General features: G+C 34.0%; 16 protein-coding genes. 14 read left to right on the top strand and 2 right to left on the bottom strand.

Annotated elements, in window-relative coordinates; translation table 11 throughout:
• Positions 1-42: 42 nt before the first annotated feature.
• Genes EDD66_RS11175 through EDD66_RS11165 form a run of 3 tightly spaced genes read left to right on the top strand, consistent with a single transcriptional unit; the run spans position 43 to position 2,710 of the window.
• Positions 43-642 (top strand): anthranilate synthase component II, encoded by a 600-nt coding sequence (locus tag EDD66_RS11175; protein WP_123609671.1) that lies wholly within the window; start codon positions 43-45, stop codon positions 640-642.
• On the top strand, positions 629-1,948 hold the full coding sequence (pabB, locus tag EDD66_RS11170; protein ID WP_123609670.1) for an aminodeoxychorismate synthase component I: 1,320 nt from the start codon (positions 629-631) through the stop codon (positions 1,946-1,948). The genes EDD66_RS11175 and pabB overlap by 14 nt, the downstream gene beginning before the upstream one ends.
• Before the next feature lie 42 nt (positions 1,949-1,990).
• Positions 1,991-2,710, top strand: a complete 720-nt coding sequence (locus tag EDD66_RS11165) for an aminotransferase class IV (protein WP_123609669.1) — start codon at positions 1,991-1,993, stop codon at positions 2,708-2,710.
• 62 nt (positions 2,711-2,772) lie between these two features.
• On the opposite strand, the gene pdxT is transcribed toward EDD66_RS11165, so the two are convergent.
• Together pdxT and pdxS are read right to left on the bottom strand one after the other, a co-directional pair.
• Positions 2,773-3,201, bottom strand: a complete 429-nt coding sequence (pdxT, locus tag EDD66_RS11160) for a pyridoxal 5'-phosphate synthase glutaminase subunit PdxT (RefSeq protein ID WP_123609668.1) — start codon at positions 3,199-3,201, stop codon at positions 2,773-2,775.
• A 26-nt stretch (positions 3,202-3,227) separates the two neighbouring features.
• Complete coding sequence (gene pdxS, locus EDD66_RS11155; RefSeq protein ID WP_123609667.1) at positions 3,228-4,091, bottom strand: pyridoxal 5'-phosphate synthase lyase subunit PdxS; 864 nt, start codon at positions 4,089-4,091, stop codon at positions 3,228-3,230.
• 318 nt (positions 4,092-4,409) lie between these two features.
• Between pdxS and EDD66_RS11150 the strand changes: the two genes are divergently transcribed.
• From EDD66_RS11150 to EDD66_RS11100, 11 genes are all read left to right on the top strand, one after another.
• Entirely contained in the window at positions 4,410-6,785 is a 2,376-nt protein-coding gene (locus EDD66_RS11150; protein WP_123609666.1) for a glycoside hydrolase family 31 protein, read from the top strand.
• Positions 6,786-6,825: 40 nt separating this feature from the next.
• Positions 6,826-8,976 (top strand): methyl-accepting chemotaxis protein, encoded by a 2,151-nt coding sequence (locus EDD66_RS11145; RefSeq protein ID WP_123609665.1) that lies wholly within the window; start codon positions 6,826-6,828, stop codon positions 8,974-8,976.
• Between the two features lie 294 nt (positions 8,977-9,270).
• Positions 9,271-10,566 (top strand): extracellular solute-binding protein, encoded by a 1,296-nt coding sequence (locus EDD66_RS11140; protein ID WP_123609664.1) that lies wholly within the window; start codon positions 9,271-9,273, stop codon positions 10,564-10,566.
• 120 nt (positions 10,567-10,686) lie between these two features.
• Positions 10,687-12,078, top strand: a complete 1,392-nt coding sequence (locus tag EDD66_RS11135; RefSeq protein WP_123609663.1) for a carbohydrate ABC transporter permease — start codon at positions 10,687-10,689, stop codon at positions 12,076-12,078.
• Positions 12,078-13,358: a sugar ABC transporter permease gene (locus EDD66_RS19015; protein WP_330511106.1), complete on the top strand. Its 1,281-nt coding sequence runs from the start codon at positions 12,078-12,080 to the stop codon at positions 13,356-13,358. Before EDD66_RS11135 ends, EDD66_RS19015 begins: the two co-directional genes overlap by 1 nt.
• A gap of 198 nt (positions 13,359-13,556) precedes the next feature.
• Positions 13,557-19,307, top strand: a complete 5,751-nt coding sequence (locus EDD66_RS11125; RefSeq protein WP_123609662.1) for a right-handed parallel beta-helix repeat-containing protein — start codon at positions 13,557-13,559, stop codon at positions 19,305-19,307.
• 98 nt (positions 19,308-19,405) lie between these two features.
• On the top strand, positions 19,406-20,437 hold the full coding sequence (locus EDD66_RS11120) for a LacI family DNA-binding transcriptional regulator (RefSeq protein WP_123609661.1): 1,032 nt from the start codon (positions 19,406-19,408) through the stop codon (positions 20,435-20,437).
• A 175-nt stretch (positions 20,438-20,612) separates the two neighbouring features.
• Positions 20,613-21,284 (top strand): response regulator transcription factor, encoded by a 672-nt coding sequence (locus EDD66_RS11115; protein WP_123609660.1) that lies wholly within the window; start codon positions 20,613-20,615, stop codon positions 21,282-21,284.
• Between the two features lies 1 nt (position 21,285).
• Positions 21,286-22,290, top strand: coding sequence for a sensor histidine kinase (locus tag EDD66_RS11110; protein ID WP_123609659.1), 1,005 nt, complete (start codon positions 21,286-21,288; stop codon positions 22,288-22,290).
• A 139-nt stretch (positions 22,291-22,429) separates the two neighbouring features.
• Positions 22,430-23,197, top strand: a complete 768-nt coding sequence (locus tag EDD66_RS11105) for an ABC transporter ATP-binding protein (protein ID WP_123609658.1) — start codon at positions 22,430-22,432, stop codon at positions 23,195-23,197.
• A complete protein-coding gene (locus EDD66_RS11100) occupies positions 23,190-25,166 on the top strand; it encodes an ABC transporter permease (RefSeq protein ID WP_123609657.1) in 1,977 nt (658 codons plus the stop codon). Before EDD66_RS11105 ends, EDD66_RS11100 begins: the two co-directional genes overlap by 8 nt.
• The last annotated feature ends 2 nt before the right edge of the window (positions 25,167-25,168 follow it).

Below are 25,168 nucleotides of genomic sequence, written 5' to 3'. Positions count from 1 at the left end.
TTAAAAAATCAGTAAAGATTTCTGTAAGGAAGAGAGAATATAATGAAATACTATATGGTTGATAATAATGATTCTTTTGTATATAATCTGGCAGCATATTTTGAAGAATTGGGGCATGACATCGTAGTTGAAAATATAAATAATATCAACTATCATGATATAGATATAAAAAGTCTGAAAGGAATCATCATATCCCCTGGTCCGGGAACTCCTGAACAAGCACTTATTTCAAAATCCATAGTTAAATCTTTTGCCGGAAAAATTCCTATTCTGGGAGTCTGTCTGGGACATCAGGTGATTGGCCATTGTTTTGGTGCCACAGTAAAAAAGGGAAGAAAACCGATGCATGGTAAAGTATGTACCCTCCATAATGAAGGAAAGGGTTTATTTAAAAGACTTCCATCCACATTTAACGTAACAAGGTATCATTCTTTAGTGATAGATCAAAGTACACTTTCCAAAGAATTTATTGTAGATGCCGTTACTGAAGATCAGGAAGTCATGGCAATATCCCATGTGAAATATCCCTTATACGGAGTACAATTTCATCCGGAGGCACTTTTGACTGACTATGGTCATGATCTATTAAGAAATTTTAATGAAATATGTGAAATATGGGAGTATACGAATGACTCAAATTAAGGAATTAAAACATTATAAGCCTATACAGGACATTTTTCCTCTGTTCCATCAGGAAGAGGATGCAGTCTTCTTAGAATCCTCATTAAAGAACCATTTAGGGCAGTTCTCAATTATTGGGCGTAAACCCTACCTTAAGCTGGTGAAAGATAAGGTTTTCACTATAAATGGCAGGATAAGTGATATTCCTTTTGAAGGATTCATAAAAGAGTATTTTGCCAGGAACTTTAAAGAGAATAAATCAGGATTGCCAATAATATCAGGAGCCATCGGTTATTTTTCCTATGATTATGACCGAAAGAAAAACAATCAGATTCCAGAAAGTATTTTAATCTTTTATGATGAATTTATTATTGAAAACCATGAAACAAATTCTGTTTATCTTGTTGCAAATGGAGAAACAAAGAACCCGAAAGAGGCGCTTGATGAGCTGGAAGAAATTATTATGAACAGAAGAGAAACAAATACTTCCATCGGTGCCGAATATCAGAAACCTGATATAAAATATAATTTCAAAAAAGAAGAATATTTAAAAGCTATTGAGAAGATGATGGAATATATTGTGGAAGGTGATATTTATATAGCAAATATGACACAGCAGCTATTCTTAAAAAGTGGGAAAACTCCTTACGAATTATATAGAATTCTTTCTAAAGATAATCCTTCGCCTTTTGCGGCATATTTAAATTATAAAAATTTTCAGGTAGTATCTGCTTCCCCTGAGCGTTTTATTCAAGTCAAAGACAGAAGGATAGTAACACGGCCTATAAAGGGAACAAGAAAAAGAGGAAAGACTCCTGAGGAAGACTGGTTATTAAAACAGGAATTAGAAAATTCGGAAAAAGATAAAAGTGAATTATTGATGATTGTTGATTTAGAACGAAATGATCTTAATAAAATCTCTAAGCCGGGTTCCGTAAAAGTGAATGATCTCTTCCATATTGAAACTTATGCCACTGTTCATCATCTTGTTGCCACTGTCAGTGGTATTTTAAAAGAAAATACTGATATCATGGATATTATTAAAGCCACCTTTCCAGGGGGCTCCATTACCGGTGCCCCCAAAATCAGGGCTATGGAGATTATCGAAGAACTTGAGAACAATCAAAGAGGCCTATACACAGGTTCTATCGGATATTTTTCATTAAATGGGGACTGTGATATGAATATTGCAATACGGACAGCCATACATCAGGAAGGAATTTATAATTTAGGTGTAGGAGGCGGAATTACATGTGAATCTCAGATCATATCCGAATATGAGGAAACACTGCAAAAAGCAAAAGCATTTTTGGATGCATTGAGTTAAAAGAGCGGATGAGAGTCTGTTTTGCATATTGGAGGAAATAAAATGTTTGAAATGGATGAAGGATATTATTATGGCATAGGAGCTTTTGAAACGATTCTGGTTAAGGATGGGAAGCCGGTCTTTATTATGGAACATATTCAAAGACTGAATATTGCATTAGAATATCTCCAAATTAATAAGAAAATAACACCGGATGAAGTACGGGAATTTTTAAGTATAAATAAAATTGTGGAAGGAGTACTAAAAATTTCTGTATCAGAGAAAAACACCAATTATACTACCAGAAAAAATCCATATACAATTGATAAGTATCAAAAAGGCTTTCAATTAACTTTAAGTTCTTTTCGAAGAAATGAAACGTCTCCCCTTACTTATCATAAAACACTTAATTATGCTGAAAATATTATTGCCAGACAGGAAGCAATCCAAAGAAACTATGACGAGGCACTTTTTCTAAATACAAAAGGAGAAATATGTGAAGGAAGCTGTTCCAATATATTTTTCGTGAAAGAAGGGCAGTTATTTACACCATCAATATCCTGTGGATTATTGCCAGGAATTTTTAGAAATCATATATGTGCCAATGAGAATGTTGTGGAGTGTATTATTACAAAAGATGATATAAAAAAGTTTGACGAATGTTTTATAACAAATTCTATCCTTGGTGTTATGAAGGTTATTAAATTAGGGGATTGTGACTATCATTCTGATACTTATACAGAAGCAATCCGAAATAAATATAAAGCTTATCTCGGGACATAGGAGCTATCTCTCCCCTTTTAGAATAGGAGAGAATAGCTAATAGTTATTAAATAAAAGAATATTTATGAATCTTTCATATTACATTTCACAATATCTATAAAATACTGATGTACTTTATCACTATCGGTAAGTTCAGGGTGGAAAGCTATCCCTAACTGGTTTCGGTACTGGACTGCAACAATTCTACCGTCAACAATGGATAAAACTTTTACATCTTTGTTAGCGGATTTAATATAGGGAGCACGAATGAATTTCATGGGAATATTTTTGAAATCTCCAAAAGATGCTTCTGTACAAAAACTGCCTAATTGTCTGCCGTATGCATTTCTAATTACAGTAACAGGGAGAGTCTTAAAATAAGCTGCGTCATTATCTGCAATTTTAGAGGCAAGTAAAATTAAGCCTGCACAGGTTCCCAGAACCGGTAAACCAGATTCAATTCTCATTTTTAGATCATTCAATAAATCTAATTCCTCTAATAATTTTCCCATAGCAGTGCTTTCACCACCAGGAAGAATTAAGCCATCAGTAATTCAATTTCTGTTTCGTTAATACCTACCATAGCTTCTCCTAAATCTTCGGACAACCCAGCAATTATTTTTGGATCATTATAGTTTGTTACCGCTTTTACAATGGCAGCAGCTCTTCTTTCAGGGCTGCCGGATTTAAAGATACCAGAACCAACAAACACACCCTCTGCACCAAGCTGCATCATAAGTGCTGCATCAGCGGGTGTTGCCACACCGCCAGCTGCAAAATTAACAACCGGCAGCTTTCCATTTTGATGTACATATAGAACAAGATCATAGGGAACTTGCAATTCTTTGGCGGCTTGGTATAATTCATCTTCTCTCATGGAAGTTAAGCGTGCAATTTCACGATTCATCATTCTAATATGACGAACAGCCTGAATGATATCACCTGTACCGGGTTCACCTTTGGTACGGATCATAGAAGCACCTTCCCTGATTCTTCTTAGTGCTTCTCCTAAGTCTTTGGCACCACACACAAAAGGAACCTGAAAATTTGTTTTATCAATATGATATAAGTCATCAGCAGGGGAGAGAACTTCACTTTCATCAATATAATCAATCTCAATGGCTTCTAGAATTTGTGCCTCTGCAAAATGGCCGATTCTGCATTTTGCCATAACGGGAATGGATACTGCTTGCTGGATATCTTTAATCATTCTAGGATCTGACATTCTGGCTACTCCCCCTGCAGCACGAATATCTGCCGGGATTTTTTCCAGTGCCATAACAGCACATGCACCAGCTGATTCTGCAATTTCGGCCTGCTCAGGAGTAGTAACATCCATAATGACTCCACCTTTTAACATCTGAGCTAATTCTTTGTTTAATTCATATCTGCTTTCTTTCAATATTCTTTCACCCTTTCATTCTTTCTTTTGAGAACTTAGAAATAGTATTGTTATTCAATTATTATATAAAATTGCACCTGTTACAATAGCCAAATTAATAAAAGTTAACAGTGCCAGATTTTTCATCAAGGTAAATAAATTGATTTGTAAAAAAGAGAAGGAAAAGATGTGAATGGGATAGTACTATTTTATCTAAGTTTTTTATATGTATTATTGTTGACAAACAATTAGGAATATGGTTATAATAAGTTAACCGGTTAACAACCTATATACTAAAGAAGAATGAACCAAAATATGAAAATAGCGGAGACATGAAAAATGAGTAAATACGACTTAGAAATAAATCCAATAGCCAGGCAGGAAGTAGTTGTAAAAGGCAATCATTATCGTTTTACAGTACTGACATCTCAACTGATTCGCTTAGAGTATAGCGAACAAGGAACTTTTGAAGATTTAGCAACGCAAATTGTTATCAATCGGGATTTTCCTGTGCCACAATATCGTGTCATTGATAAAGAGGATAATCTTGAAATTATAACAGAACATCTGCATCTAAAATATAACAAAAAGAAGTTTACTAAAAATGGATTAAGCATACAGGTAAAAGGTAATTTAAGTGCTTACCACAGCATCTGGTATTATGGAGAAAAGGGAGAAAACCTAAAAGGAACAGCAAGAACCTTAGATGAAGCAGATGGAGAGATCCCATTAGAAGATGGACTTTTATCCAGAAATGGATTTGCTATCATTGATGACAGTAAGTCTCTTTTAATTACTGAAGATGGATGGGTGGCACCAAAGAAAGAGGAAACGATAGATATATATTTTCTGGGGTATGGGAGAGAATATCTGAAATGTCTAAAAACTTTCTATAAACTATGTGGAAATACCCCTATGCTGCCAAGATATGCGTTAGGAAACTGGTGGAGTAGATTTTATCCATATACAGATATTACATATAAAGAATTAGTAGAAAAATTTAAATCAGAACATATTCCATTTTCGGTAGCTGTTTTGGATATGGGATGGCATTTAACTGATATTGATCCAAAGTACGGAAGTGGCTGGACCGGGTATACCTGGAATAAAGAGTATTTTAGACAACCAGAAGAATTTCTGACCTGGTTACACAAAGAAGGAATGCATGTCACATTAAATGAACATCCCGCAGATGGTGTTCGAGGGCATGAAGAAATGTACATTCCAATGGCAAAAGAACTTGGAGTTGATTACCAAAAGGAAGATAAGATTTTATTTGATATCTCGGATCGCAAATTCTTAAATGCATATTTTAAATACCTCCATCATCCCAATGAAGAAATCGGTGTTGATTTCTGGTGGGTTGACTGGCAGCAAGGTGGTACTACAAAGATAGAAGGATTGGATCCATTATGGATGTTGAATCACTATCATTTCTTAAATAGTGGTCGAGATGGAAAGAGACCAATGACATTTTCCAGATATGCAGGACTGGGAAGTCATCGTTATCCAGTGGGATTTTCCGGTGATTCTTTTGCAACCTGGGAGACGTTAGAGTTCCAGCCTTATTTTACTGCTACAGCATCCAATGCAGGCTATGGTTGGTGGAGTCATGATATTGGTGGACACATGCATGGTGTAAAAAGTGATGAGATGTTAGTACGATGGATACAGTTTGGAGTGTTCTCACCTATCATGAGAATTCATAGCTCAGATAATCCTTTCTTTGTGAAAGAACCATGGAAATTTAACCCGTACATTGGAGAAACGTTGAAAAACTTTTTGCGTTTACGCCATCAAATAATTCCTTACTTATATACTATGAACTATAAGTTTGCAAGGGAAAGTATGCCGCTCATAAGGCCGATGTACTATCATAATACAGAGGAAGAAGAAGCTTATCAGGTTCCAAATCAATATTATTTTGGTACAGAATTAATTGTATGTCCAATTACAAAACCAATGGATATGGATTTGAACATGGGTGCATTTGAAGGATGGCTTCCAGAGGGTATCTATTATGATTTCTTTTCAGGAAGGGTATACAAAGGAAATCGCAGGATTACATTTTATCGTGATATTACAACAATACCGGTACTGGCTAAAGCAGGTGGGATTATTCCAATGGAAACAGTTGCTAAAGTAGCGAATGCTGCTAATAATCCAGAAGATATTGCAATTAAGATATTTGGGGGAGCAGATGGCAACTTTATGATGTATGAAGATAATTCTGATGATGAACAAAATTTTGTACTAACCAATATGGAATTTAAGTGGGGAAAACAAGCCCAAATTATAATTGATGGAGTTTTTGATGAATGGAATGTGATTCCTAAAACACGTAATTATGAAATTGCCATAGCAGGTGTAGCAGATACTTATGATATACAGGTAGATTCGGAAGGAAGAAGAACCCTTTTCGAAAAGGTTTATCAGGTAGATAACAATACATTGCTTATTAAAGTTCAATCTGTTGATACTGACAAGAGACTAACAATTCACTTAGGTGACATAAATGAAATTATAGGTAATAATATAGAAAATCAAGTATTCCATATGTTGGATAAAGCACAAATTGATTATGACTTGAAGAGTCTGATCTATCAAATTGTTAGAAAACATGTTAGTAGAGAACAGTTACTTGCAGAATTACAGACTTTACAGCTAAAACAATCTTTATTAGGTGCATTATATGAAATAATAGCAGCTTATTAAACTAATATGATGTATTAGATTATAAGAAGGAAGGTTTTTTATGAACTATAAGAAAAATGAGAAACCAAGGTACAAAAAGTTCAATGGGGTAAAATCTGAAAAACATCATAGAGAAAGGAGAGTAAAGGATAAGAAAAAATCATTTAGTATATTTCAAAAAATTCATACAAAATTGATTTTAGGATTTTTATTACCAGTGTGCTGCATTATTGTATTAGGGATAATCTCTTATCAGAAAGCCCATACAGTTATTGTAGGAAATTATGAAAAATCCATTAGTCAGACATTAGATATGACTGGGCAATATTTCACATTTTCCCTTGGAATGGTCAGATCACAAATTGATGAATTCTATACAGATGTTGATATTAATGATTATTTTGCAGGCTTATATAGGATTTCTGCCACAAAGGAAATTCAATTTTTAAACTCAACTACAGAAGCATTAAAAAAGAAAATCAGAACAGATGATTTACTAGAAAATGTGTATATTTTATCAAGTGATAATGATTCCATGGTGACTACAAAAGCCGATGATGAAGAATTATATACTAAATATATGGAATCTGCACAAGGTCAAAAGATTGCAACAGATTCGAGCCGCTACTATTGGTTTGGCAGTAATAATGAGATGGATGGGCTATTACAAACAGATAGTACCAGCAGTGCCCTACGCTTAGCAAGAAAGTTTAAAAAAGGGAATACTTGCGTTATAGCAGATATTAGTAACAAGGCAGTACTTGAAATATTAACACGTATTAATATGGGAGAAAGTAGTATAATTGGGTTAGTTACTGAAGATGGTGTAGAGATAATACCAGATAATGAAGAATATTTGTCTGCTATGAGAGTAGGTAAAGAACCTATATTCTATGGAAAAAAGTTCTACGAAGAGGCAATTACAAATGAAAAAGAAAATGCTTTTGATTATATAAACTATAATAATGAGAATTATATGTTTGTATATTCTAAAGTTGGTACTACAGGGGCAATGATATGTGCTATGGTTCCAGAAGCAAATATCATTGGCCAAGTGAAGGATATTAAGAATATAACATTTGTGGTTGTGGTTTTAGCAAGTATTCTGGCGTTACTTACAGGAAGCATCATTTCTGGCGACCTAAGTAAAGCGATTAATTACATGGCGAATGTACTTAGAAAAGCTGCTGGCGGTGATTTTACTGTGGAATTAAAAGTTAACCGTAATGATGAGCTGGGGATTTTAGCGAAAGATTTATCAAATATGATTACTCATGTAAAAGGATTAATACAAGAGGTTAAAGAGGTTGGTGACGCCTTATTTGCGGATGCCAATCAAGTGGCCATATCTTCCAAAGTATATGTTGAGAGCACAGATAATATTAAGCAGGCTATATCAGAAATTGAAGAGGGCATCGTTCAATTAGATGAAAATTCTGCAGATTGTATAGGCCAAATGGACTCATTATCCAATAAAATTACGTTAGTTGCTAATAGTACATCTCAAATAAAAAATATTACAGATGCTACTGAAAAAGCAATTGATAGTGGTATTCTGGCCATGAGTGTATTAAATGAAAAGACAAAATATAGTACTGAAATAATGAGTAATGTGATTGCAGCCATTAAGCAGCTTGAAGAAAAATCAAAGAGTATTGAAAGTATAATAGAAGTAATCAATGAGATAGCGGAGGAAACCAATTTACTTTCTCTAAATGCTTCCATTGAATCAGCAAGAGCCGGAATATATGGACGTGGTTTTAGTGTGGTGGCTGATGAAATCAAAAAACTGTCAGATCAATCAAAAGAGTCCACGAATCAAATACGCGGAATTATTGAAGATATTTTAAGTAATACTGCAATGGCTGTTAAAATTGCAGAGCAAGCCGATGTTATTGTACTACAACAGGAGTCTGCAGTTAATAATACCACGGAGTCTTTTACTATCATGGACGGGCAAATAGAATTGCTTATGAATGAGCTAAAGTCAATTTTAAATAATATTGAGAACATGGAGCATGCAAAAATAAAAACTTCGGAGGCAATCATGAGTATATCAGCTGTGTCTGAAGAAACTACAGCATGCACTAATACAGTAAGTGATACAGCTCATCATCAATTAGATGCAGCCACTCAGTTAGACGAATCCTCCAGTGAGTTATTAAATAGAGCAAAACAACTGGAACTTGCTATGAATCAATTTCATATTTGATTCATTCATATTTATGCGTCGCCTGTCAGCTATAATATGAACCGGGGAAATGTTCTAATAGAATTTGTGAACAAAAATAATACATAATATTAGTAAAACAGTCTTGACAAAGTAAAGTCAGAGTAGTAAACTTAGCTTAGTTAACCGGTTAAACCAAAGGAGGTATAGCACCTATTAAGTTAACCGATTAACCGAATAATGCCAATCAAATTACTTTCTAAAATAATAGTACAGGTTGGCGAAAACAATAGGTCGAATATTATGGTATAATATTCATTATGAGGAGGTCATTTTATGAAAAAAGTTAAAAAGTTATTATCCCTGCTTATGGTGCTGGTATTAATGGGTGTTTTTGCCGCTGGTTGTGGCAACAAAAAAGCAGAATCAACAGATGCTATTTCTTCCGAAGATACACAAGCAGAGGAAAGCACTGAAACAGCAGCTCCAGAAAAGATTACCTTAAAGGTTTGGGCCCCAGAAGAAGAACAAGAAGTAACAAAGGAAATGTGTGATTTATTCCAAAAAAATCATCCAGAATATGAGATCACATTTGATGTTGGTATTATGAGCGTAGCGGATTCTATTGATGCGATTAAAAAAGATTCAGAAGTAGCAGCAGATGTATTTGCTTATCCTTCTGGTGGAGTTCCGGAATTAGTTGAAGCTGGGCTTATCCTGCCAATTACAGTAGATTTAGATTCTATTAAAAATATACATAGTGAAGCAGCGATTAAAAGTTGTACTTTAAATGATTTACTATATGGTGTTCCCCAGTCACCAAATTCATGGTTCATGTACTATGACAAGAGTAAATATACGGAAGATGATGTGACTTCCTTAGAAAAAATGTTAGCAAAAGATTTGGGAAATGATATTAAAAATTTCTCATGTGATATTGATAATAGTTGGTATATGTCAGCATTTTTCTATGCCAATGGCGGTACCTTATATGGTACAAATGGAGATGATCCCACAGAATGCTCATGGAATGATGAGAAAGGTTTAAAAGCAGCAAAATATTTACTTGATTTAGCAAAAAATCCAAAGTATGTTGATGATCAGGATGGATTAGGTGGATCCTTAATGAAAGAAGGAAAACTTGCAGCTTTATGTTCTGGTACCTGGGCAGCAGAAGATCTTCAAGCGGCATTAGGAGATAATTATGCAGCAGTTAAATTACCAACAATTAATATTGATGGTACGGATTATCAGTTAAGTAATTTTGCAGATTTTAGAGCTGTTGGTGTGAATTCAGCATCCAAAGCTCCAAAAGCAGCGCAGCAATTGGCAGCCTGGTTAGGTGGAGAAGAATGCCAATTATTACGTTTTGAAAAAGTAAATTCAACAGCTCCAACAGTAAAATCATTAATTGAAAATGATCAAGTGGCAGCTAATGCAGCAGTATTAGCTTTAAGTACTCAAACAGGATTCTCAACTCCAAATCCATCAACATCTCAGTTAGCACAATACTGGACTCCGGCATCTGCATTTGGTGCAGGTATTTTAAATGGTGATATTAAAGAGGATAATTTACAAGCAAGTTTAGACGCCATGGTTGAAGGCTTCTTATCTAAAATAGCAGCAGAATAATCGTTTAAAGTTTGTAATCCAAAATAAAAGGACAACGGGGTGAGCATATGGTTCACCCCCAAATTATCTTTAGTCATTAAACAATAGAAAGGAATTTCAAATACAGTTGGAGGGACAGAAATGGGATATAAAGAAAAAGCAAATCCATTCAAGGTATTGCTTAATAAATTCAAATGGATTGGTACTACGTTTCATAAAGGAGATAATTTGACAAAGCTGTCCTTTGTAATCATGGGTTTATCGAACCTTTTAAGAGGGCAAATTATAAAAGGGCTTACATATATGGTCCTTGAAATTAGTTTTATCTTTTATACATTGATTTATGGTATTAACAATTTTATTGGATTACTCACATTAGGAACGAAGCAGCAGAATATGGTATATAACGAAGAATCAGGGATATATGAAGTTTTACCTGGTGATAATTCAATGATTATGTTATTAGCCGGTGTTACAACATTATTTGTTATCTTATTCTTTATAGTAGTGTGGGTATCCAGCATAAAATCAGCCATTCATGTGCAAGAATTAAAGGAAAAAGGGAAAAAGATTCCGAATATAGTAACAGATATAACATCGTTATTTAATACGAATATACATAAACTATTATTAACAATACCGATTATTGGATTGGTATTATTTACTGTGGTACCATTAGTATATATGATATTGATGGCATTTACTAATTATGATGTGAATCATCAACCGCCAGGAAACCTGTTTACCTGGATAGGACTTAAGAATTTTAAATTAATGCTTTTATCAAATGATAAAATTGCTAAGACTTTTTGGCCTGTATTTGGATGGACAATGGTATGGGCATTTTTTGCAACGTTTACCTGCTATTTTGGAGGCATGTTATTAGCAATCTTAATCAATTCGAAGGGAATTCGTGGTAAAGGATTTTGGAGGACCATATTTGTTATTACGATTGCAGTACCTTCTTTTGTTTCGTTACTGATTATACGTGTTATGCTTGCGGAGCACGGTGCTTTAAATATTTTATTACAGGAATTAGGATTCATCACAAAGGCATTGCCTTTCTTTACAAATCCTACATGGGCCAGAGTTACTGTTATCATAGTTAATTTATGGGTAGGTATTCCTCATACTATGTTAATAACCACCGGTATTCTTACCAATATACCGGCTGACTTATATGAAAGTGCAAAAATTGATGGTGCCAGTCCCATTAAAACATTTCTAAAGATTACAATGCCTTATATGTTATTTATAACTACACCATATTTAATAACGAATTTTATTGCTAATATTAATAATTTTAATGCAATTTATTTCTTAACAGAAGGGAATCCTGCAACTTTAGATTATTTTAAAGGTGCTGGTAAAACTGATTTACTTGTAACCTGGTTATTTAAATTAACAATAGAGAGTAAGGATTATTGCTATGCATCAACCATTGGCATAATGATCTTTACAATATCAGCGGCATTATCCCTGATTGTATACAGAAGAACAGGAGCATATAAAAACGAGGAGGGATTCCAATAATGAAAAACCAGATTATCGGATTAAATATAAAATCTTTAAGAAAAATTCCTATACTTGGCTTATTGCTCATGATCTCCTTTTTCTTTCCTTACATAGAAATTAAAAGTGAAGGAATTAGAATAGCAGGATATAGACTATTTTTAGAGACGATGAACAGGTTAAATGATGGCGGCAATTATATAGTATTTATATATGCAGTAATTTTAGGCATATTTATTCTAAGTGTTATTCTTTCCTCTATCTTTGTTATTGTTAAACCAGGTAAAAAAAGTGTGATATTATCTATCTGTACGTATATTTTTAATTTTACCGGTGCGATATTAATATTATTTACAATTACTAAGACAATCAATGGGTCTGGGCTGTTATCTATAAAGTTTTTAATCAGTTATCTTAGCTCTGGATATTGGATATTTTTATTTGGAAGCTTAATAGGATTGATCCTTTCATTAAGGGCGGCTAAGATGAATCCGGGATATATTATATTAGTAATTATGGGAATTATATGGGTATTTCCAATTGCATGGATCATAATGATATCATTCCGCCTGGAATCAGGTTCTTATACCTCTTATTTCTGGCCAAAAGAATTTACATTTAAAAACTATCTTGTTTTATTGACTGATAGTAGCAAATTCCCTTATTTAAAGTGGTTTGGAAACACTTTATTTGTTTCGGTATTTTCTTGTGCCCTAACAACATTTATCGTATTATCAACAGCTTTTACCTTATCAAGAATCCGCTTCTCCGGCCGCAAATTATTTATGAATATTGTTTTAATATTAGGAATGTTCCCAGGGTTTATGTCTATGATTGCCGTATATTATATCTTAAAAGGGATGAACCTTACTCAATCTTTGATAGCATTGATTTTAGTATATTCAAGTGGTGCGGCTATGGGATACTATATTGCGAAAGGATTTTTTGACACGATTCCAAAAGCATTAGATGAAGCTGCCTGTATTGACGGGGCTACAAAATGGCAGGTATTTACCAGGATTACAATTCCAATATCAAAACCGATTATAATTTATACAGTACTAACTTCTTTCATGTCACCTTGGGCAGATTTCATCTTTGCAAGGGTCATCATGGGGGATGATTATGAACATTATACGGTTGCGTTAGGATTATTCACTATGTTATCGCGAGAAAATATCGATACATGGTATACGAGATTTGCGGCAGGTGCAGTATTAATATCTATTCCAATCGCAATCCTGTTTATTACTTTACAAAAATATTATGTAGAAGGCCTATCCGGTTCGGTAAAAGGATAATACAAAACAGACAAAAAAGAGTTGACCTTAAAATGCCTGGCATTCTGGGGCAGCTCTTTTTAAAGCTATAAAGTCAGACAAATCATTTATGCGAGATTATTTTTTTACCTCATTAGTTAACCGGTTAATAAGAAAGGAGGATTTGGCTTTCATTATAGAAAAATTAAATATGAATAAAAAATTAGAGGAGGAATTTTTATGAATTGGGTGTTTAAGAAACGTATCATTGCATTATTGCTCAGTGTTATTATGGTTATTGGAGTTATGCCAATGAATTCTGCTAAAGTTATAGCAGCTACAGAAGGATCACAGGAATCTATATTTTATATACGCAATAATTATTTGAATAATGAGTATTTATATGATGATAATGGAACCTTACGATTTGGTCAACCAATATCAGGTACGGATACAAGGTATCAATGGGCAGTTGAAGAGTTAGATGGAAATAAGGCAATAAAAAATATTGGAACACAACAGTATATTAATGTAAATGGATGTGAAATCGTATGGAATGGAACGGTTAAAGTATCTGCATTTGCAGAAGGCAACAGTGATTTTCTATGGAGCTTCGATACATCAAGCACAACTTTTATTAGTTCTGTCAGTAATATGGGAGCGAATCTAAGTATAGCAACCTCTGAAAGTTTTCCTGACCGAACAGAGGTAGAATGTCGAAATGATGGTGCGGCTACCTGGGGAACTTCAAAATGGGATTTTATTAAATTAGAAGATTTTAGTGAACCATCGATTCAAAGCAAATACTATATTAAAAATAATTATAAACAAGGGGCTTATCTTTATGATGATAATGGAACTCTACGATTTGGTCAACCAATGTCAGATACGGATACAAGGTATCAGTGGGCGGTTGAAGAGGCTGGTGGAAATAAGGCAATAAAAAATATTGGAACGCAACAGTATATAAATGTAAGTGGATGTGAAATCGCATGGAATGGAACGGTTAAAGTATCTACATTTGTAGAAGAAGATAATGATTTCTTATGGAGTTTTGATACATTAAACACTACATTCATCGGTTCTGTCAGTAATACAGGAGCAAATCTAAGTATAGCAACCTCTGAAAGTTTTCCTGACCGAACAGAGGTAGAATGTCGAAATGATGGTGCAGCCACCTGGGGAACATCCAGTTGGGATTTTGTAAAAGTAGAAGATTTTGTGGAACCAGAGACAGAGATTTATGTAAATATTCAAAATTCTTATTACCAACTTTATATGATGGAAGAGAATGGTATCGTTATATATGGCAATACAAAGCGTAGTAATGAATATGCACAGTGGCTTCTTATGGAAGGTACTAATAATTTATATGCAATAAAAAATAAAGCTACAGGCCATTATATTCTTCCTATATCAGGTTCCGATAAATTACAATGTATCGATTCAGAAGATCCATATTATTGGACAAAAGAAGTTGGCATGAATGGTATTGTATTTGGGGATTCTCTTGCTAATTCAGGAATAGAAGAAGGAGAAACGTATATTAAATGTATTCACATGGAAAATAAAAAAGGATACTCAGAGAATTCACATATTCAAAAGAATTGGGGTACACCTCAATGGATATTAAAAGAATATTCAGAAGTGGATTATAAATTCATAAAGGCTGGGGATTCAGATTTATATATGTATGAGGATACAGACAATAATATTAAACTGGGAACATTAAATCAAGAGGATAGCAGCTATTACTGGGCTATAGATTCTTCAGGAGATAGCTCATATATTAAAAATAGAAGGACAGGTCATAATATTACCATAGAACATCTTTATCAGAATGGTGATCGTTCTCTTCCATTAGTAGGAATGACAGGAGAGCCTGGTTGGAGCAGTATAAAATGGAAAACCACAAAAGTGGAAGGCGGGCCAGATACCTATACCATTGAAAGTGGTTGGGATTGGTATACAAATTGCATTATACATCATAAAGTTCCAAGTGATGGAAGTATTTATTGTAATGACACAGGAGCAACAAAGGAAAATGCTAATGCCTGGTGGATATTTGAAACAGCACCTGAGTTAATTACCAGGATTGAGATTCCGACCGGGTATATCCGCCTGATATCAAGCTCTTCAAATAATTCTTTATATGAAATCCAAAAAAGCCATGCCTTGGTATATGGTAATAATCCAGAGGATGATCTGAGAACTCATTGGCTAATAGACGAATCTCCAGAGGATGGTTATTACAGGATAAAAAATAGGGTAAGTGGTCGTTTTATATCTAGCGATAATAATTTAACTTATTTACAGTGTCTTGGTTTCGGAGAACTGGCTGATGGAGCCTTGTGGGAGATAGCATTTGCTGATGGTACACAAAATATAGTATTCCGGAATAAATTAAATCCACTTACTTATTTAAATATTGGAGCTGGCGCCGGGTATGCACAAAGTACATTAGTATCTACTGAAGCAGGGACAACTGCCTGGGTCATGGAAGAAGCACCAGTCCAGGGAAATAATCCGGAAGGAGAAGAAAAAGATGAGATAGCAACTGGAATGATAGTGGATACAAATAAATACTATGTTCAATATGACAATAACTATATTTCGGCAAAAGAAGGAGCAGTTATTGAAGAAAGTATACCGAATGATAATGCAGTCTGGTTAGTGGAATATTATAACGGACAGACAAGAATCATTAATAAAAATACAGGTGAATATCTATATGGGAATGAGAATATATTAGAACTCCTGATTTGTGATACCCCGGAAGAAAAGAAACAGGTCCAATGGGAAAAATCTGAAAGAAACGGCATAATAACATTTACTTCGGATGCCCTTTCAATTCAACTTATAAAAATACCAGATACCGCCGTGTACGAAGCAGCAGAAGCATTTATAAGAAGAAATGAAACAGTGTTTACTATATTTTCAAATGATACATATACTAAGACAATCACTATTTCCTATAATAGCAATGGCACTTCCACTTATCAGGTAAAGGTGAATGGAATATTAAAAGGAGAGGTAAATTTTAGGAACACAAAAGGGACAATGAAATCAAAAACATTTGAAGTCCTGCTAAATAAAGGAATTAACACCATTGCATTTACTCCTAAATCCGGTAATGTTACGCTGGATAAGCTGCAGTTGGAAGACATTCATACAAATTACCGTGGGGCTTCTTCTACTTTTATTGGGTATGAAGCAGAACAAAATGAAACCAATGGAGAAATTTTAGAAGACGACCGTGAATACCGCCAGTTTATGAGTGAGGCTTCAGGCCGAAGGGGAGTGAAGTTAAGTAATACAGGGGATTATGTTGAATTTACCTTACAAGAAGCAGCAAATTCCTTAGTTCTGCGCTATTGCATTCCAGATGCATTTTCAGGTGATGGAATCAATACGACTTTGAGTATGTATGTGAATTCCAGTAAAGAAAAGTCATTGGATTTAACATCAAAATACAGTTGGGTTTATGGAAGTTATCCATGGAGTAATACTCCGGATGACAAGCCACATCGTTTTTTTGATGACAGCCGTATTTTACTGGACAAAGTATATCCGGCAGGGACGAAAATTCGTTTGCAAAAGGATAATACAGATACAGCAGCTTATTATATCATTGATTTTGTTGAAACAGAATTGGCAGATCCGGCAGCGGAACAACCTGGCAATAGTTTATCCATAACTTCTTATGGAGCAATCCCTGGAGATGGATTGGATGATACGGATGCTTTACGAAGATGTATCACACAAGCTGCCAATGCTAAGAAAGAAGTTTGGATTCCAAAGGGAAGCTATGATTTTACCCAAGATGAATCCATTGAAATAATACCAGAAGGAATAACTATCCGTGGCGCAGGCATGTGGCATACTATATTGCAAGGCCCTGGTGCGGGATTCATGGTAAAAGCGAATAAAGTATCCTTTTATGATTTCAGTATTTTGGGAGCTGAGACAGGAAGAGATGATGCTCATGGAAGGACAGGAATTGAGGTCTCTGATAAAGCAGGAGATTTAAATGATCTGACTATCCAGAATATTTGGATAGAACATGTAAAAGCCGGTATATGGACGTACTATATGGACAAGATGCATATTGTCGGATGCCGTATTAGAAATACATATGCAGATGGTATCAATTTATGCGGGGGTACCAGCAACTCAGTAATTGAGCAATGCCAGATAAGAAATACAGGTGATGATGCTATTGCACTCTGGTCATCAGCAAAATATCAGAGATACGACAGTAACAATAAAATCCGATATAATACGGCAGGATTACAATGGTTAGCAAGCAGTGTCTCCATCTACGGCGGGAAAGATAATGAGATCACAGATAATCTGATTCACGATACGATTGGTTTTGGGGGCGGTATTAATATCAGCGGAAATCATAACCCAATTGGATTTGAAGGCGAGGTAAATGTCAAACGTAATACATTACTTCGATGTGGTGGGCATGAATACAATTATAATCAGGATTATGGTGCAATATGGATCTATCCTGTTACAGATATAAATGCTAATATTTCTGTTGAGGACAATGAAATACTGGACAGTACCTATCAAGGTATTTCCATAATCGGCGGATCTAGAGTTAAGAGTATTTCTTTGTTCAGTAATATTATTGATACCTGTGGAACCTGGGGAATTGATATTGCTTCTGGAATTTCAGGTATTATGGAGAATAAGAATACGGTTTTTCGTGGAAATATGATCAACACCTTAAATAACGGTTCAGATATCTTTGATATCAATACTTCAATTGATAATAATCTGGTACATGAAATCTATCCTGTGGGAATTATTACAGATGAAAATGATGGCCTGAATGGACTTATCAACATTACACCAGAGGATCAAAATTCAGGAAATAATCAACACTCATCCACTGATGGTGAAAAAGATTCAATTTTAAAGCCGGAACAGCCAGTTTCTATCAGTAAAATATTAGCCGGTAATATGGTAATTAATAATAAAATTGGCAATCTGACATATGCAGTATCTGCAGAAGAATTACAAAAGATGATTGGAAATGGGAAAAAATCAAATATAGCCCTTATTATTGATAAAGATCATCTCATAGATATTATGAATGAAGGAAAAGTTGCAAAAGTAAATATTGAGATTAAGGTTAATGATGGAATATTAGATAATAGTAAAGTTAACATAGCATCTATAATTTTGCCAAAAGAAGTAATAGAAGCAGCCAGGAAGAATGAAATAACAATCATTACTTCAATTGAGAATCAGAAGGATAAGATTCAAACCTCTTATACTTTCGATGGGGAACTATTAAAGCAAACAAAAAGAAAAATGAATGACATTAATTTATTGTTACATACATCATCTGTAATGAGCCAGGATAGCAATGATATTCAATCGTTATTGGAGCAGGATAAGAGAAGCAAAGATGGAATCACTCTTGATTTTAGTCAAGATACAGTATTCCCAGCATCTGCAAAAGTAAAAATATATATTAAAGATTTAGCCGGGATAAAAGTCGGCAGCAAAGTATATATATATCGATATAATTCCCAAAATAAAAAATTAGACATATTGCCAACAAACCAGGCTAAGATCGATAAAAATGGATATATAACAATTAATATTGCAGCCGGAGGTAAATATCTATTATTACCTAGGGCAGCGAGCAGTAAAGTTACTACGAGTTTATTAAACCAGATTACTGTAAATGCCTCTGATAAAACCTTAGATAGAAAAAGCAGTTCAAGTGCAAAATCCCAGATATTAATCAAAGTGCCGGATACTATTCAAATTGTAAGAAGTATGTCCAAATCAAAAGATAAAGCTATAGTACAGGCTATAGTAAGCCATAAATCCAGTAATGTAAAATTGGCAACGGTATCTGCCAATGGGACAGTAACCGGGAAAAAGAAAGGCAGGGTAACAATATCTACAACAGTAGCTATTAATGGTCAGAAACGTATCATAAAAACTTCGTTCAATATAAAATAAAACTATTGACTTAAGGTGCGGGATTATCTACAATAGCAGATAGATTGAACCATTATAAGGTTTCATAGTATACAAAAAATGCTAAGGAGGAGATGCAGATGGAAAAAAAGATCACGATTCGTGATGTTGCAAAACATGCTGGTGTTTCTGTTGCGTCTGTTTCATATGCATTAAATGGCAAAGATAAATTATCACCAGAAACAAAGCAACGTATTATGGAGGCCATTGAAGAATTAGAATATGAACCAAGTTTGACTGCAAGGTGTCTGTCCAATGGAGATTCCAAGTTAATTGGTGTTACCTTACCAATTACAGAAAAAGGAGATATCCCTGGTGTTTTATTAAATAATCCGTTCTTTGGTGAATTTATCAGCGGCGTAGAATATGTAATCCGAAAAGAAGGATATGACATTCTATTTTCAGGAGTTGAAACAGACAGACAATATAAAGACTGGATTCAACGCAGAAGATTAGATGGAATTATCATGTTAGGGGTATATCCCCACAGTTTATTAAAAGAGATTAAAAATCTTGATATCCCCATAGCTTTAACAGATGCATATGAAGATTATACAAAAGATTTCCACAGGGTAATGGTAGAAGATAAATTGGGTGGATATTTAGCGACAAAGCATTTGATAGAGATGGGGCATACAGAAATTGCATTTGTAACAGGCAGTTTAAAAAAGAGCCCATTGAATAATCAACGTTATTTAGGATATCTTCAAGCATTGGAAGAAGCTGATCTAGAGGTAAAAGAAGAATATTTTATTGAAGAACATGTAAATTTTGAAGGTGGATATAAGGCTGGCATTGAATTGCTGAAAAGGAAGATAAAGGCCACTGCAATCTTTGCTATTGCAGATATTATGGCTATTGGTCTTATGAAAGCTTTCCGTGAAAACAATAAAGATATCCCAGGGGATTATTCTATCATTGGGTTTGATGATATCAAATTTGCAAGTTATGTAACCCCTGGGTTAACCACCATGAAGCAAGATATTATGAAAAAAGGTATGATCTGTGCTGAGATGGTTCTTGAGGCTTTACAGAAGAAATCAAGTGAAAGAAAAACAGTTATATTAAAACCAGAACTGATAATCAGAGACTCTATAAGAAAAATCAAATAATCTTTTCCATATCAATAAAGATTTTGAATGTAAATACGGCTACTATTATATTACTGGAATGAATATAATAGTAGCTTTTTATATTTAAGGAGCTGCAGAATTTGGTTGTGGATAAATTATCCTGTGGTATAATTTTGGTAATGGAAATGGAATAAACAGGATAGGAGGATAAGGAATGTATAAAGTACTCATCATCGAAGATGACTTTACAATTGGAAATACATTGAGAAACTATATAAGAACCTGGGCCTATGAAGCAGAATGTGTAACGGATTTTAAAGAGGTACTATCGGAGTTTATTGCTTATAAACCTGATCTTATTCTACTTGATATCTCCCTTCCCTTTTATAATGGATTTCACTGGTGCAGTGAGATAAGAAAGATATCTAAAGTACCTATCATTTTTATATCCTCTGCAGCAGATAATATGAATATCGTAATGGCTATGACACAGGGTGGGGACGATTTTATAGCAAAACCATTTGACTTAAATGTATTAATGGCAAAAGTGCAGGCACTCCTTAGACGAACTTATGATTTTGTAAATGAGACAAATCTTCTGGAACATAATGGTGCTATTTTAAATATCAGTGAAGCTACTTTAACTTATAAAGATGAAAAAATAGAATTGACCAAAAATGAATTTAAGATATTGGAAATTTTGCTTGAGAATAAAGGGAAGGCTGTATCAAGAGATTCGATTATGACAAAGCTTTGGGAGACAGACAGTTTTATTGATGATAATACTCTTACTGTTAATGTAGCCAGACTGCGCAAAAAATTAGAAGATGCAGGATTAAAAGATTTTATAACAACAAAAAAAGGGATAGGATATATGGTGGTATAATATGAAACAGGTATTTGTATTAGATTACTTAAAAAAACGATGGAAACTAATTCTGGTATTCCTTCTATTTGCATCTTTATTTTTTGTAACTTTCTACTTATATCAGATTCCGGTAGAACCAGTTTTCTATGGAACGATATTATGTGGTGTGATCGGACTACTTTTATTATTTTATGATTTTATTCAATGTAGAAGGAAGCATTTATTATTAGTTAAACTCAGAAATTGTATTACTATCACAAAAGAAGAATTACCCATAACGAAGAACTTCTTAGAAGAAGATTACAAAGAACTTATAGATATTTTGTTTAAAGACAAACAGGATCAGTCATTATTGGCAGAACACAATCGTATGGAGCTTATGGATTATTATACTATGTGGGCCCATCAGATTAAAACGCCCATCGCTGCGCTCCGGTTATTAATACAATCTGAAAACTCAGAACAAAATGCTGATTTATTGGCAGAATTATTTAAAATAGAAGAGTATGTGGAGATGGTATTACAATATCTCCGTATGGAAAGTATGTCAGCAGATATGATGCTAAAGAAATATTCTTTAGATGACATAGTAAAGCAGGCAGTTCGCAAATATGCTGGAATATTTATCAGAAAGAAGATAAGCCTTGATTTTTCTGAATTGAATTGTACTGTTCTAACGGATGAGAAATGGCTTGTATTTGTACTGGAGCAGCTTCTATCCAACTCTTTAAAATATACAAAAGAGAATGGAACGATCCGGATTTATATGGATAAAGCTATGGAAAAGACACTAATAATAGAAGATAATGGCATAGGTATCCATGCTGAAGATATACCAAGAGTCTTTGAGAAAGGGTTTACGGGATTTAATGGCCGGGTTGACAAGAAATCAACAGGAATAGGCCTCTACCTATGTAAAAGAGTTTTAAATAAACTTTCTCATACGATTGAAATCGAATCGGCAGTTGGGGCCGGGACCAAAATTAAACTTGGACTGGATACAGTTGATCTATTTACAGAATAAAGTGAAACTTAATTCAGGTGTGATTTATTACTCTAATCTTACAGGAATGTAAGATTAGCCTATAAAATGTAAGCTAAAGTTATGGTGAGCCAAATTCTTTCTTTGATATACTGAACATGTAAAAAAGGAGGTTATACAAATGGCAATTTTAGAAGTAAATAATCTTAAAAAAGTATATACAACACGTTTTGGTGGAAATCATGTTCAGGCACTTTCTAATGTTTCTTTTTCTGTGGAAGAAGGAGAGTATGTGGCAATCATGGGGGAATCCGGCTCAGGGAAAACAACATTATTAAATATTCTTGCAGCACTGGATAAACCTACTGGCGGAGAAGTAACGTTAAATGGAGATAATCTGTCAGGAATTAAGGAGAAGAATATTTCAGCATTTCGCAGAAATAATCTTGGTTTTGTATTTCAGGATTTTAATCTTTTAGATACTTTTTCCCTACAGGATAATATCTTTTTACCTTTGGTATTATCAGGAAAGTCTTATGATGAGATGAGTTTCAAATTAAAACCAATCGCGAAGAAATTAGGAATTCATGATATCTTATCTAAATTTCCATATGAAGTTTCGGGCGGGCAAAAACAAAGAGCAGCAGTAGCACGTGCATTAATAACAGAGCCTAGTTTGATTTTAGCCGATGAACCTACAGGTGCTTTAGATTCTCATGCAACAGATCAATTGCTTCAATTATTTAATGATATTAACAATGATGGGCAGACGATTCTAATGGTAACCCATAGTACGAAAGCAGCAAGCCATGCAAAAAGAGTTTTATTCATTAAAGATGGAGAAGTATTTCACCAATTATATAGAGGGACCATGACAAAGGAAGAATTGTATCAGAAGATTTCAGATACTCTTACACTGATTGCGACAGGTGGTGTTAGAAATGAATAATCTGATCTATCCTAAATTAGCTCTAACGAATATTAAGAAAAACTCTAAAAATTATGTACCATATATATTGACTTGCATTGGAACTGTAATAATGTATTATATCATGTATTCCATGTCTATTAATCAGGGCCTGGATCAGATGTCCGGTGGAAATGATCTAAAAATGATCCTCAATTTAGGAAACTATGTGATTGCTTTATTTTCTGTTATATTTCTTTTTTATACTAACAGTTTTTTAATTAAACAACGTAAAAAAGAGTTTGGTCTTTTTAATATATTAGGAATGGAGAAAAGACATTTATCAAAAATAGTCATGTATGAAACATTGTATGTGGCATTAGTGAGTCTTATATTAGGACTTCTTGGGGGAATTTTATTAAACAAATTAATGTTTTTAATGTTATTAAAGATCTTAAATTTTGAAGTTCCAATGGGATTTTTCATATCAATAAAAGCAATCATTGCAACACTGATTTTATTTGGGATTATATTTATTTTAACACTATTAAATACAATGAGACAGATTCATCTTGCCAAACCAATTGAACTATTAAAAGGTGGTCAGACCGGGGAGCGGGAACCCAAGACCAAGTGGGTATATGTAGGTATAGGTCTGCTATGTCTTGGAGGTGGTTATTATATTGCCATTACGACCAAGGAACCTTTAGCTGCCCTTAGTTACTTTTTCCTGGCAGTAATTCTGGTGATTATTGGGACATATTGTCTGTTTACTGCAATTAGTATTGCATTTCTTAAATTTCTTCGTAAGAATAAAGGGTATTATTATAAAACGAAGCACTTTATATCTGTTTCAGGAATGATCTATCGTATGAAACAAAATGCAGTTGGTCTTGCCAATATTTGTGTTTTATCCACCATGGTCTTAGTTATCGTGTCTACAACAATTTCTCTTTACATTGGTATGGAAGACGTGCTGCGCAATCGATATCCCAGAGATATTATAGTCAATACCGGAACGTTCTTAGAAGAAGATGGGGATCAAATTAGAAAAATTATTGATGACACATTAGAAAAACATCAGCTTACCGGTAAGAACAGAATAGACTTGGAGGTTATTTCTTTTGTTGCGAAACAAAAGGGCAATGTGTTTAGTACCGGGCAGATGACAGATAGCAGCTTAACAGGTTTTACCGGATTATATTTTATCCCATTGGAGGATTATAATCGTAACACAGGGAAGGAAGAAATCTTAGAAGAAAATGAAATTTTGCTATTTACCCAGGATAGAACTCTTAAAGGAAATGAAATTATAATATTGGATGAAACATTTACAGTTAAGGATCGATTGAAGAACTTTATAGATGGTTTTGATAAGGTAGATGTGGTAAATAATCAATATATTGTTGTTAAAAATATGAGTGTAGTAGATGAGATCAGAATTAAAGTTGGGGATGTTTATGGTGAAGAAATGGCGAATCCTACAACTTACATTGGATTTGATCTGGATGCAAGTGATGAAGAGATTATTGCAGTTCATAATGAAATGCGTGATATTATAAAAAAAGACTATCCTGATTGTTTTTTTGACGCAGCAGCAGTTTCGAAAGAATCATTCTATTCTGTATATGGAGGCCTGTTCTTTCTTGGAATATTCCTTGGAATACTCTTTATGATGGCAACGATATTAATCATCTATTATAAACAGATATCAGAAGGATATGAAGATAAAGAACGCTTTGCAATTATGAAAAAAGTAGGGCTCAGTCATGATGAAGTGAAAAAGATCATTCATAGTCAGGTACTAACGGTATTCTTTTTACCACTTATTACTGCAGTCATTCATATTGCTTTTGCATTTCAAGTAATTACCAAATTGCTTACAATATTTAATCTGACCAATGTAATGTTATTTGCATTATGTACTTGTGGAACTATTTTAGTATTTGCCTGCTTTTACGGAATTATCTATACAATGACAGCAAAAGAATATTATATGATCGTAAAATAGTT

Source organism: Mobilisporobacter senegalensis (assembly GCF_003752155.1).
GTDB classification, from domain to species: domain Bacteria; phylum Bacillota; class Clostridia; order Lachnospirales; family Lachnospiraceae; genus Mobilisporobacter; species Mobilisporobacter senegalensis.
The sequence above is the reverse complement of the archived record's forward strand: the minus strand, read 5'-3'. Positions and strand labels throughout refer to the sequence as shown.